At 51.7% G+C, this 13,198-nt stretch carries 10 protein-coding genes; 4 read left to right on the forward strand and 6 right to left on the reverse strand.

The genetic code is table 11. From position 1 onward, the window contains the following. Genes ACJJIQ_RS10305 through ACJJIQ_RS10315 form a run of 3 tightly spaced genes read right to left on the reverse strand, consistent with a single transcriptional unit; the run spans position 1 to position 4,652 of the window. Positions 1-2,208, reverse strand: coding sequence for an acetyl-CoA hydrolase/transferase C-terminal domain-containing protein (locus ACJJIQ_RS10305; protein WP_445364543.1), 2,208 nt, complete (start codon positions 2,206-2,208; stop codon positions 1-3). Positions 2,209-2,230: 22 nt separating this feature from the next. Continuing rightward, positions 2,231-4,465 (reverse strand): acyl-CoA dehydrogenase, encoded by a 2,235-nt coding sequence (locus ACJJIQ_RS10310; RefSeq protein WP_413662260.1) that lies wholly within the window; start codon positions 4,463-4,465, stop codon positions 2,231-2,233. Continuing rightward, a complete protein-coding gene (locus ACJJIQ_RS10315; protein WP_413662261.1) occupies positions 4,413-4,652 on the reverse strand; it encodes a hypothetical protein in 240 nt (79 codons plus the stop codon). Before ACJJIQ_RS10315 ends, ACJJIQ_RS10310 begins: the two co-directional genes overlap by 53 nt. Before the next feature lie 154 nt (positions 4,653-4,806). Between ACJJIQ_RS10315 and ACJJIQ_RS10320 the strand changes: the two genes are divergently transcribed. Continuing rightward, on the forward strand, positions 4,807-6,246 hold the full coding sequence (locus tag ACJJIQ_RS10320) for a di-heme oxidoredictase family protein (protein WP_445364544.1): 1,440 nt from the start codon (positions 4,807-4,809) through the stop codon (positions 6,244-6,246). A 69-nt stretch (positions 6,247-6,315) separates the two neighbouring features. On the opposite strand, the gene rraA is transcribed toward ACJJIQ_RS10320, so the two are convergent. The 3 genes from rraA to ppsA all read right to left on the reverse strand — a co-directional run bounded on the left by rraA (position 6,316) and on the right by ppsA (position 10,294). Further along, positions 6,316-6,795 (reverse strand): ribonuclease E activity regulator RraA, encoded by a 480-nt coding sequence (gene rraA / locus ACJJIQ_RS10325; RefSeq protein WP_445364545.1) that lies wholly within the window; start codon positions 6,793-6,795, stop codon positions 6,316-6,318. A gap of 135 nt (positions 6,796-6,930) precedes the next feature. Beyond that, the gene (locus ACJJIQ_RS10330; RefSeq protein WP_445364546.1) at positions 6,931-7,500 is read right to left on the reverse strand and encodes a L,D-transpeptidase family protein; all 570 of its coding nucleotides are present in this window, start codon (positions 7,498-7,500) and stop codon (positions 6,931-6,933) included. A 430-nt stretch (positions 7,501-7,930) separates the two neighbouring features. Then, positions 7,931-10,294 carry a phosphoenolpyruvate synthase gene (gene ppsA, locus ACJJIQ_RS10335; RefSeq protein WP_282932498.1) on the reverse strand — a complete coding sequence of 788 codons (2,364 nt, stop codon included), beginning with the start codon at positions 10,292-10,294 and terminating at the stop codon, positions 7,931-7,933. Positions 10,295-10,483: 189 nt separating this feature from the next. Here ppsA and ppsR point away from each other — a divergent pair, with 189 nt between their 5' ends. The 3 genes from ppsR (at position 10,484) to ACJJIQ_RS10350 (ending at position 13,185) form a co-directional block, all read left to right on the forward strand. After that, positions 10,484-11,311, forward strand: coding sequence for a phosphoenolpyruvate synthetase regulatory kinase/phosphorylase PpsR (ppsR, locus tag ACJJIQ_RS10340; protein ID WP_445356242.1), 828 nt, complete (start codon positions 10,484-10,486; stop codon positions 11,309-11,311). Positions 11,312-11,384: 73 nt separating this feature from the next. Further along, on the forward strand, positions 11,385-12,716 hold the full coding sequence (gene pabB / locus ACJJIQ_RS10345; RefSeq protein ID WP_445364547.1) for an aminodeoxychorismate synthase component I: 1,332 nt from the start codon (positions 11,385-11,387) through the stop codon (positions 12,714-12,716). A gap of 175 nt (positions 12,717-12,891) precedes the next feature. Next, positions 12,892-13,185 carry a hypothetical protein gene (locus ACJJIQ_RS10350; protein ID WP_444896984.1) on the forward strand — a complete coding sequence of 98 codons (294 nt, stop codon included), beginning with the start codon at positions 12,892-12,894 and terminating at the stop codon, positions 13,183-13,185. Positions 13,186-13,198: the final 13 nt, after the last annotated feature.

The raw sequence follows: 13,198 nt of genomic DNA on the forward strand, positions 1-13,198 counted from the left end.
TTACTCACGGCGCAGGGGCCTACGCTGGTCGATATACTCTTGTAACGCGGCAGCAACGATATAGGCTTCCAGCCTATGCTCATAGGTTTCTGTATGATCGTACCCCATTCGCTGTAAGCAGCGTTGGATATAGTCGGCACTTGAGGATTTATCGTGCCAGACCCGGCGGCCTTTAAAAATATTGGCCAACACTTTCCACCAGCTTTTATCAGCGGAGCGCAAGTGCTGTAGGGCCACCGCTAGCAGGGCTTCCTCATCAGAGAAATCAGTACCCAGTGGATAGTGAGGCAGTTCCGCCAGGCATTTTTCGTCATTGAATACACTGGCGAGGTGTTCAGGTGTGTTTTTATTAAAACTCTCGGGAATCGAAAAGCTTTTTTCTATCTTCCCCGCGTGCTTGGCCTGCTCTAGCAATACAGCTTGAAAGCGGGTATCACAGATACTGAGCATGGCCACCATTACATCCCGGTCTGTTTTACCACGCAAATCGACTGCGCCATATTCCGTCACAACCACATCGCGCAAATGCCGGGGAATGGTCGTGTGAGGATATTCCCACACAATATTACTCTCGCAGATACCATCGCGCATTCGCACACTGGGGAGCGCAATAATGGATCGGGCCCCAGGCAAGTCCCAAGCCTGGGCGACAAAGTTATATTGCCCTCCCACCCCACTCACCACGTGGTTATCCACCAAGGCATCCGAGACAACCGCCCCCCCAAGGGTCACCATCATGGCTGAATTTACAAAGCGCGCATGCTGTCGCTGCGCCAGCTTTAGGTCTCTTTGGGATTGGAGGTCATTGGTAAAACTGATGTCAATCATATCGAGACCTGCACCCTCCTTAGGGTCCAGATCCCGCAACTCTCGATACATAAGTTCCGGCCCCAGATAGAAGCCACCATGTAACCAGATCCCCCCAGCGATCTTTTTATTCAGGCAACTACCAATTAGACGGCGGCGCCCATGTTCGCTGTGAAGATCACACTCCTCTTCTTCACCATCAGGAGTCAGCAACTTATGGCCCCGCCAACTGTAGCTGGGGTCCACAATGCCAAGCTGCTGTAAAAAATCTGTATCTGCCACGGTTAAAGGGCAACTGATACGGCCAGCATTCTTTAATGCCAGCAGCGTTTCTTCCTGCACAGTATCAGTAATCTGATCGCTATCGAGCAGATGTTGAATTGTCGCATCAGCGTAGACTTTACGGGTCAGAACCCCCGCTCTGCGCAAATGGAGAAAACCGTGGGGCACCATTTCACTGGCCCCATAAAGGCCCCGCTTAAAGGTGCCAGTACATAGAGGCAATTCCTCTCGGTAGCGCTTAGCATCCTCTTCCACCAAGTCATCCAGAATCCGGCAAAAGAGGGCGTTTTCCTTATGCCTCAAGCGCAGTACATGGCAAACCGCATCTCCCAGGGCGCCGATACCTACTTGAAGGGTTCCTCCATCTTCAACCAGGCTGGCGATATGGTAGGCGATGCTGTATTCGGTAAAGGTTACTGGCAGGGCCGGAGCCGCAAACAGCGGCGTATCAAAAGTTTCGCCTTTCAGCAAAAAGTCAAAAGCACTGGCCGGTAGCTCACTGCTTCCATGGATATAGGGCAGCTGTGTATTTACTTCACCCAATAAAAACAGGGGGTAGTCCTTGCGCTGAGCAGCCAGCTTTAGAACAGGCAGTGTCAGGTCTGGGTTGCAACTTAAACTGAACTTACCTCCACACTCTGAAGGCGCCACCATTTGCGCAATAACGTTAACCCCCCGACTGATCAGCTCACCGGGTACCTGGGTATAATTTGCACTCACGTAGTGTTGCTGCGCATAGTTGTTGCCGAGCAGCGAACCGGGCTCCATAAAGAATTCAATAACCTGGATATTACCTGGCAGGTGCCCTTTCCTCCTCGCGGGAACATAAGCAAGGTCTTGGTATTGACTGTAATGGGTATCCAGAAGTGGCTGGATAAAGCGCCGGGAAATATCACTATCCCCACGGGGGCGCTCCAGCGTCAGGGCCGTAAATATCGTCAGAGAAATCGTATGATCTTCTGCCGCTCGAGCGTATAGCGTATTAGCGAAATGGTTTGCCTTACCAAGCCCCAGCGGTAATGCCAGAACTATTTTCTTGCCGACGACTTCTAAAAGCTTATCGACACATTCCTCGGCACTGGTAAAGCTCTCTGGAGAATTCTTGTGCGCAGATTCCATCGGAGGTAGCTTTCCTCAAACCTTATTGGACTGTGCCCGCACACCCACCCAAGTGCTCAAAGTGATCCACCTGAATTGCCTTCTCCACAGCATCCGCTGCATCGTAGAGTATCTCAGCCTCTTCATCGCTGATTAGATTTTTCTTTAACCCTTCTTCCACGCTATCCCTGCTCAGGTTGCGAATACCGCCTTTTTTTAATTTTTCACGAGCCCGCTCGGAAGCGCATACCCGATCAAACGCCTGCTCAACAATATCCACTCCATCCCCAGGAGTTCCTAGAAAAACCCCACTGGTCAGCCGGTCGCGAGTGGCCGATGGCGTCAACAGTAATTCCGCACAGGCCTTGGCTTGCCGATCCGATGCGGTGTGGACACTGTGACCCCAAGGCATGGTGAGGAAGTGCATTACTTGGCCAATAAATGGCCGGGGGAAATTTTGAAACACCTCCAACAAGTTGACTTCGATCTTATGCAATCCATCTCGCATGGCAAATTCCAGCAGAGGGAGGTCATCCTTAGGGTTGCCATCATCATAAAAGCGCTTCAGGGTGCAGCTGAGCAGATACAGCTGACTCAAGACATCGCCCAATCGGGAAGAAATCAATTCTTTTCGCTTGAGTTCTCCTCCCAGGGTCATCAAGGAAAATTCGGTGACCAGAGATAGCACCGCCGAATACCGATTCAATTGCCGGTAGTACTTAGCGGCGTGCCCTACGTTGCGAGGGCTGCTGGCAAACAAGCCCACCGTCCAGCCGTGAAAAATACCCCGACACAGGGTTTTGAATTGAAACCACATATGCTTGGGCAGCAACTTATCCAGTTCGTCCAAACCCGCTTCATGATCCGGATTTTCTGCCGCCAACATTTCCTGCAAGATATAAGGGTGACAGCGAATTGCGCCCTGACCAAAGATCATCAAACTGCGAGTGAGAAGATTGGCCCCCTCTACCGTAATTGCTACCGGTATCGCTCGATAAACATTACCCAGGTAATTTAATGGACCATCCATAATGGCCTTGCCCGCATGAATATCCATTGCATCAATAATGGCTTGACGTAGACCACAAGTAGCATTGGCTTTCATAATTGCGGTGATCACCGCTGGTTTTCGCCCCTCATCCAGGGCACGGGTAGTCGTTTTATGGGCGCTATCCAATACAAAGGCGATAGAAGCAATTTCAGCCAAGCGGCGTTGCACGCCTTCAAAGCGGCCAACAGGCACATTAAATTGCTCTCGAACCCGGGCGTAAGCGCCGGTCATGCGCGCGGCCATTTTTGCTCCACCGGTAGACAGGGATGGCAGAGAAATTCCTCGGCCTGCGGCAAGGGCACTCATCAGCATCTCCCAACCTTTGCCGACATTCTCCTCGCCGCCAATAATCCAATCCATCGGCATAAAAACATCTTTTCCCCAGTTGGGCCCGTTCTGAAATGCTTGCAGCGCTGGGAGATGCCTCTGACCAATGGAAACTCCCGGTGTATCTGTGGGCACCAGGGCAACCGTAATACCCAGCTCTTCTTCATCGCCGAGAATATGGTCCGGGTCATAGAGCTTGAAGGCCAAACCTAACACCGTGGCTATCGGGCCCAAGGTGATATAGCGCTTGTGCCAATTAACACGCATACCAAGGACCTTTTCGCCTTGATATTCGCCGTAACAGACTACGCCACGGTCAATCATGGATGCCGCATCAGATCCGGCCTCCGGACTGGTCAGTGCAAAGCAGGGAATATCAGTGCCATCTGCCAGACGTGGCAAATAGTAATCTTTTTGCTCTTGCGTACCGTGAGCCAGTAGCAGCTCTCCCGGGCCCAATGAGTTAGGCACCATTACTGTGACACCCACACAGGTACTGCGGGTGGTAATTTTGGTCACTATCTCCGCATGAGCTGTCGGGGAAAAGCCAAGGCCGCCATATTTCTTGGGAATAATAATGCCAAAAAAGCGATTTTTCCGAAGGAAATCCCAAACATGCTCCGGAATATTGCGATCCACATAGCTAATTTGCCAATCGTTGATCATTCGGCACAGCTCTTCGACTGGCCCCTCCAGGAAAGCCTGCTCCTCTTCATTGAGCGCGGGCGGACCCATCCCCAACAATTGATCCCAATGTGGTTTACCTGACAATAACTCAGCGTCCCACCAAACTTCACCCGCTTCCATCGCCTCCCTTTCTGTTTCAGAAATTGGCGGAAGTACCCGTTTAATAATTTTTAAAAGAGGCGCGGTAAAGAATTTTTTGCGCAATTCGCTCATTTTCACCTTCCATAGCGGCAGCCGTTGCAACAAACACTGCTAATTCCCGCAGGGTCGAGAGAGTCATCAATGCACAATAATAGGAGACGTTTGATTGCAGGTAAGAATTCACAGAAGAAATCCATGCCCCTACTCTGATAGACATTTTATTTTTCAACAAAACCGGCGTTGTTTTTTTTAGGGCCATTGAAAAGTTATTGAGATTAGCTTTTTCTCACTCCGTCCACAGCAATTCGTATTGTGAGACCCCATCACCCCCTTTCAATTAAATAACCATTTTTTCCAGGGACTTGGCCTTATAACTTTTTGAAAGGGAAAGAAAAATAAACAAGGATTTTGACATGAAGCGATTAACGGCAATATCTCTCACCAGCATCAGCCTGATGCTCCCTTCATTAATTTACGCCGATCTTATCGGCGAAGCACCGCGCTTAGACCCTGCAGATAGGATTAGCCAGGATGAAATTTCCCAGGGACAACTTCACCTCGACGAAATACGTGAAGCGGGGCTGATTATTTTCAGCACGCCTTTCAATCGTTACGACGGCTTTGGTGATGGCCCCCACGATTTTTCTGAACCGGACAACCACTCCCCCACCGGTGGTAACAGGCCCACCCTGCAAGGTAATGGCACATTTTTACGGGTCAATGGCCTCGATGCGCAAAATTGCCTGGAGTGCCACACCGTTATCAGCAATAGAACAACGCCACCCAGATTAGGCATTGGCGGAGGTGGAGGATTCGGAACCAGCGTATTATTCCGTCCCGCCAATATCGATGTTATCGATGAAAACTTTGACGGTATCGCAGAGTTTGATGGGCGGCTGATTAATCCGGTATTTTTATTTGGCGCTGGGGGGATTGAATTGGTTGGTCGTGAGATGACCCATGAATTACAAAATCTTAAACAACACGCCCTCAACAACCCCGGCACCATCGTTGAACTGGAAACAAAATCAGTCAATTTTGGGAGCATCATTGCCGACGAGTACGGCAATTTGGATACAACCAATGTCGAAGGCATCGAGCACGATTTGGTTGTCAGGCCATTTGGTCGAAAAGGTGACAACGCCTCAGTCAGGGAGTTCGATGTCTCCGCCTTGGCATTTCATATGGGGATGCAGGCCTCGGAAGCCTTTGGCGGAGCAACAGCAGATGCTGATAATGACGGAGTCGTCAACGAAATCACCGTTGGGGACTTATCCGCACTGAGTATCTTTATTACCACCCTGGAACCACCATTCGATGTCGATGACAGAGAACACCGTGACGGCCGGAGGCTTTTCTCCGATATTGGCTGCGCCGACTGCCACCGCCCAACGATGGTCACCCAGAGAAGGACCCTCCCTTATAAACTTACCGGCTCTCCAGAAACTCCCTTTGAAGACATTTTTTACGAAGTGGACCTCACCAAGCAACCGACAAATTTTCGCCAAACCCGCAATGGCGGAATAGAGGTCGCGATGTTCTCTGATCTCAAGCGCCACGACATGGGCGAGGGGCTGGCTGAGAACGCCTTCTTCCAAACGGACCAGCAAAACCGTGAGTTTATTACCGCACGCCTTTGGGGAGTGGCCGATACCGCGCCCTATTTACACGACGGCAGAGCCACTACGTTGGCAGAAGCCATTTTTCTCCACGACAGCCCCGGAAGCGAGGCCAGTAACGCAGCACAGAATTTCAAGTATTTAAGTGAAAATGATCAGAATAAGATCTTGGCATTTTTGATGTCCCTGAGAATGCCGGAGAACCCCGCTGATGATCTAATTGATCCCCGCTGAGTTGATTCTCAACAACTGGCAGCGCTTTTTCGCTGCCAGTTTCCAGACCCAATGGACTTACTGGCGTTTTTAGGTCAGTGCCTTACCCGCCACAATTACACCGTTGTTATCCGCGTAGAGGTATTCCCCCGGGCGGAAATCCACACCGGCAAAGCTCACCGCCAGGTCTCTTTCACCAATTCCCTTTTTTTCTGTTTTCATTGGATGGCTACCAAGTGCCTGCACCCCCAGATCCAGTTCCGCGATTTCATCTACATCGCGAATGCAGCCATACATCAGGATACCTTCCCAACCGTTGGCAACCGCCTTTTCTGCCAGCATATCGCCAAGACAAGCCCGCCGCATAGATCCACCAGCATCTACTACCAAAACCTTGCCCTGCCCCGGTTCAGCCACCAGTTCTCGCACCAGGGAGTTATCTTCAAAACATTTGATAGTGACAATCTGCCCACCAAAACGATCTCGGCCACCGTAATTGATAAACATAGGATCAACTACTCGCACCTCATCAGGGTAGGCATCACATAAATCGGGGGTTGACTTGAGCATCAATATTCTCGCAGCAATCTATGGAAGAGAAGGATAATAGCGGGAAAAAAGTAGAAGAGCTAAGAGGCAAATAAATACCGGGTATCACCACGATGGATAATACCCGGCCAAGCCTTCGCTGCCACGAAATTGAAACTAGTGTGTTACACGAACCGGCGTGCCTACACGCACATGCTGATAGAACTTTCTCGCCATATGTGGGGGCATACGTACACAGCCATGAGAAGCGGGGTAGCCGGGCACGTGGCCTGAGGCATGCAGACCGATACCGCCATTAAAACGAATGTAGTTATTCATTTTTGCTCCACGATACACAGTACCCGCAGGGCGACGGTGCTTTCGAGTATTTACATTCGATCTCACGACTCTGCCAGTGCGTCTATCAACAAAACTGCCATAAATAGACGAGCGGTGGTAAGGGTGTTTGGACAACACACGAAAATGTCCGGGGCTTGTGCTGTAACCGCGCTTCCCCGAAGAAATACGGGAGACACCAACTAATTTCCCACCTTTATACAGATATGCGCGCTGCTCACTTAAATCAATTCTAATTGATGGACTACCACCCCTGGCTGCGGCGCGATCATCAAACCAATTAGATGCGCGTGGCTTTGCATCTGCCGGTGGCGCTGCCATTAAAGCTATAAGGCACATCATCAAAAAGACATGAAGTATGGGGATTTGAAACTGTCTACTCGCTTGCATAGCTCACCTCACCGAGTCTGGGTACCCTGCCCTGAATCCAACAGATAAACAGTCTGTCGGTAATTTTCAGGTGCGCGCCAGTGGGGCCAGGGCCCACGGCGAACATTTTTACGGAGCACATTGCGCAATCTGTTTTTCGATTTACACGCAACCTTAGGACTCTTCCGATTCTATTGAGGCGAGCGGAAAGATTTAGAATGAATTCTTCTGTGTGGATCAGCTGATAGAGGTTTGTATTTTTTGGGTAATGTGTCGTTTAAATTTTTCAAACACAATTAGCAGAACAAAATCAGGTGTTTCCGGATTTAACTGCAACAACGGACTCATTTTCCACCAAGGCAAACACCGCTTCAGCAGAAAAATTACAGTTAAATATAGCGGGGGAATAATTGGGAAAGCGGCCCACAGTTGGGCCGCTTTAGGAGGAAAATTAACCTTCCTCGTTGGCCAGGAATAGCCAGGTATCTACTGCGGTATCCGGGTTCAGGGACACACTGTCGATCCCCTCATCCATCAACCAGCGGGCGAAGTCTTTATGGTCAGAAGGACCCTGACCACAAATACCTACATATTTACCCGCTTTCTTACAGGCTTGGATCGCCCTGGAAAGCAGTGCCTTGACCGCTGGGTTGCGCTCATCAAACAAATCGGCAACCAGGCCGGAGTCGCGGTCCAGACCAAGCGTTAGCTGGGTCAGGTCATTGGAACCGATGGAGAAACCATCAAAGTGCTGCAGGAAGTCTTCCGCCAGCAAAGCGTTGGACGGCAGTTCGCACATCATAATGACCTTGAGGCCACCTTCTCCACGGCGCAGGCCGTTTTCAGCCAGCAGACCGACTACTTCCTCAGCTTCTTCCGGGGTGCGGACGAAGGGCACCATGATTTCCACATTGGTCAGTCCCATTTCATCGCGGACTTTCTTCAGTGCACGGCACTCCAGGGCAAAGCACTGGCGGAAATCTTCGGAGCGATAGCGAGCTGCACCACGGAAGCCAAGCATTGGGTTTTCTTCGCTTGGCTCGTACAACTGGCCACCCACAAGGTGCGCATACTCATTAGATTTAAAGTCGGACAAGCGTACGATGACACGATTCGGTGCGAAGGCTGCAGCCAAGGTAGCGATGCCTTCCACCAGTTTTTCGACAATAAAGTCTTCTGGAGAATCGTATCCACCGATACGCTCGCGAATATTCTGCTGCAGATCTTCCGGCAGGTTATCCAGTTCGAGCAGTGCTTTCGGGTGAATACCGATCATGCGGTTGAGGATAAACTCAAGGCGCGCAAGGCCAACGCCCTGGTTAGGCAGATGGCTGAAAGCGAATGCGCGATCCGGGTTGCCCACGTTCAACATAATTTTGAACGGCAGCTCCGGCATTTCCGCAACTTCAGTTTCCTCGCGCTGGAATTCCAGTTCACCAGCCATTACAAAACCGGTATCGCCTTCCGCACAGGAAACAGTCACCGGAGTGCCGGTTTCCAGCAGCTCGGTTGCATTACCACAACCTACTACTGCGGGGATGCCCAGTTCACGAGCGATAATTGCCGCGTGACAAGTACGGCCGCCGCGATTGGTAACAATAGCACTCGCTTTTTTCAGGACCGGCTCCCAATCCGGGTCGGTCATGTCGGTAACCAGGACTTCACCATCCTGCATCAGCGCCATATCTTCTACGGATTCAAGCTTGCGAACGGGGCCCGCGCCAATGCGCTGGCCGATTGCGCGACCTTCACACAATACGTCACTGCGCTCCTGCAAGCTGTAGCGCTCAATGCTGGTTCCCTGATCGCGGGAGCGTACAGTTTCCGGGCGCGCCTGTACGATAAACAACTTACCGCTGTCGCCGTCTTTGGCCCACTCGATATCCATCGGGCGACCATAGTGCTCTTCAATTTTGCGGGCCTGGATTGCCAGGTCTGTCAGCTCCGCATCGTTGAGGGCAAAGCGCTGGCGGTCTTCGTCTGCCACCGGGATAGTTTTTACGGAACGACCACATTCACCGCTCTCGTCGTAAACCATCTTGATCGCTTTACTGCCGCGATTGCGGCGCAGAATCGCAGGACGGCCCGCATCCAGGGCTGGCTTGTAGAGGTAAAATTCGTCCGGGTTAACCGCACCTTGAACAACGGTTTCGCCCAAACCAAATGCAGCGGTGATAAAGATCACATCGCGGAAGCCACTCTCTGTGTCCAGGGTAAACATCACACCCGCTGCACCAGTCTCACTGCGCACCATGTGCTGGATACCGGCAGACAGAGCAACGCCCACATCCGCATAACCGGTATGCACGCGGTAGGCGATAGCACGGTCGTTGTAGAGGGAAGCAAAAACTTCTTTTACTGCCTTCAATACAGCGTCGATACCGCGGATATTAAGGAAGGTCTCCTGCTGACCGGCGAAGGACGCATCCGGCAAGTCTTCGGCGGTTGCAGAGGAGCGAACTGCAACAGCAGTTTCCGCACCACCCAGGGCCTCATAGCCCTCGCGAATCTCTTTTTCCAGCTGCTCGGGGAACGGAGTCTGTAAAATCCAGTTGCGGATTTCATCTCCCGCCTGGGCCAGCTCGGTGACATTACCAACATCCAATCCTTGCAAACGCTCGGCTATACGCTGCTCCAGCTGTTCGTGAGCCAGGAAAGCCCTAAAGGCTTCTGCGGTGGTAGCGAAGCCACCGGGTACGCTCACGCCGGCACCGGCGAGAGAGGAGATCATCTCGCCCAGTGATGCGTTCTTGCCGCCGACTTTGTCGACATCGGCCATGCCCAGTTTTGCGAAGTCGATCGTGAAGTTCGTCAAGTGAAGGCCCTCTAAAATTCAGGTTGAGTGGCGGCAGATTATAAGGATGAGTTTTGTAAAAAATAGCCCGTAAAAATTGGCCAAAATGTTGTAAATTTTCTACAAAAATTGCAAAACGCCAGAATAAAAGACCTTTGCCCCATTCCTCCCCTACAATAGCCCCCTCACGCCGACAAACTGAGAACAAACATGGCAAAAGACAAGCGCACGGCTTTTTTTATCTCCGACGGAACCGGTCTCACCGTCGAAGCGATTGGCCACAGCCTACTCGCACAGTTCCGCGATCAACAAGTTGAGCAGGTTACGCTTCCCTATATAGACTCCACCGAAAAAGTTAAACAGGCCCTGCAACGCATAGAAAAAGCAGCCGATGAATCCGGTTTACAGCCGATCATTATTACCAGCATTGTTTCTGACGAGATCCGGGAACAGCTGCACCAAAGCTCTGCGCTGATGCTCGATATCTTCGAGAACTATCTCACGCCACTGGCCAATCTGTTTAACCGGGATCCAGCGCAGATGGTCAACGTCTCTCACGGCATTGACGACAACCGCCGCTACACCGACCGGATTGAAGCAGTGCACTTCGCTATGGACAATGACGATGGCCGCAGAGTCAGCGAATTCCAGCAAGCCGATGTGATCCTGTTGGGCGTTTCACGCTCTGGCAAAACGCCTACCTGCTTGTACCTGGCACTCCAGTTTGGCCTGCGCGCGGCAAACTACCCCATCACCGAAGAGGATATGGACTCCACCACCCTGCCCAAGATCCTGCGCCCGTTTCGCAACAAGCTGTTTGGCCTGACAATCGAGCCCGAACGCCTGATGCAAATTAGACAGGAAAGACGCGCCAACAGCCGCTACGCTTCTAAGGAACAATGTGAATTCGAGGTGCGCCAAGTTGAGCAAATGCTGAGGCGGGCCCAGGTGCCTTTCCTCAATGCAACCCAACTTTCGGTGGAGGAACTCGCCACCCGCCTGATGTCTCAGGCCGGTATTGAGCGCAGGATTGACTAAAGAGCCACACACCCTTTAATTGCCGCCGCAAAATGTGTAGTGTGCGCCGTCTTCCGGACTGCTGTAGCTTGATATGCAAATTGTCTCTCTGCCCTACTCATTAAACACGCCCGCCGCTTTTGCGGCGATAGCGGATTTACCTATCCCCGTTTGGCTCGACAGCGGTCGACCTCTCGCGGAGGGTGGGCGCTATGACATCATTAGTGCCGACCCGATAAATACCCTTGAGTTAAGTGCCGACACACCCGAGCCATTTGCCCGGCTGGATGACCTGGTGTGCGAACTCTGCCCTCAGGACAGGGACTCACAACTGCCTTTTTGCGGCGGGGTTATTGGTTACGCTGGCTATGAACTCGGTGTAGAGGGCAATTATCTGCCGGCAGATATGCGCCCTACGGACTTGCCTGCAGGCTTTTTTGGGCTCTACACATGGGCCTTTATTGCCGACCACCAACTGGGCAGCAATCACCTGGTTTTCCACCCCGCCTGCCCCCCCCAGCAAGTTCGCGAATTGATACAGCGATTTAAAGCTATCAACTGGGAGACCACGCTTACACCCGGGGACTTCCGACTGCTTTCACCATTTGAGCACGAACTGAGTGCAGATGATTATCGGGCACAAATTGAGCAGATATTGGAATATATCGCCGCCGGCGATATCTATCAGGCAAACTTTACCCAGCGTTTCAGGGCCCCCTACAGCGGCGATCTGCTAACAGCTTACCTGGCATTGCGCTCTCAAGCTGCCGGTCCCTTTTCTGCTTATATGGCCCTGCCCCATGGCAGCCTGCTCAGTATGTCGCCGGAGCGATTTATCCGAGCTGATGGCGCCAGTTTGCGCACGGAACCGATTAAAGGCACTGCAGCAAGACACGCTGACAAGATGGCAGATCAGCGCGCCGCCTTCTCGTTGCAGAGAAGCCCCAAGGACCGGGCGGAAAACCTGATGATCGTCGATTTACTGCGCAATGATTTGAGTAAGCTGTGTCGCAGTGGCACTGTACGTGTTCCCGAGCTATTCCAATTGGCAAGCTTTGCCAATGTCCACCACTTGGTCAGCGTAGTAACTGGCGAGCTACCCGAAGAGTCGGTCTACAGCGAATTACTCGAAGCTTGTTTCCCTGGAGGGTCTATCACAGGTGCTCCAAAGCGACGCTCTATGGAAGTGATCCGGGAGCTGGAATCCAGTCCCCGGGGGATATATTGCGGCAGTATTGGCTACATCAGCAGCTGTGGCCGCGCTGACACCAATGTCGCCATCCGGACCTTCAGTGCCAACGATGGACACCTAACCTGCGCGGCAGGTGGTGGGATCGTTGCAGATTCCGATCCCACTTCAGAGCACCAGGAGTGCTTGGCCAAGGTGCGCTTACTACTGGAAACAACTGAACAATTTTTGCAGTAGGCATCAAATCGCCGAAAAACGACCAAAAAATAGCCTATTTTGGCGTCTTTTGTAGCATCACTACAAATTTCAGTTATAAAGGTATCGGCGATTGATATTTCAAAGTTATTAGGGGTTCTGATAGATTCAGTCCATCTTGCCTTTAATGGCATTGCACTGGATCAAGGAAATTATCGTGAAGATCACACTGGTCAAGAAAATTCTCGCCGACGGCTCGCCCTGCGCCAAGTGTCGCGACGTTGAAGAAAAGCTGGAAGAAAATGGCCAAATGCAATTTATCGACCAGACACTTATCGCCGACGTGCGTGACCCGCAAAGCCCGGGCTTACAGCTGGCTCAGCAGTACAAGGTAGAGCGAGCGCCCTTCTTTGTCGTAGAGCGCGAAGGTAAGGAAGCAGAGATTTTCACTGTTTACTTCAAGTTCGCCAAAGAAGTGCTGCGCCCCCTGATCGAGATGGAGGCTTCATAGCCTCCATCCCTTA

Source organism: Microbulbifer maximicatervae (SeqCode), assembly GCF_052468295.1.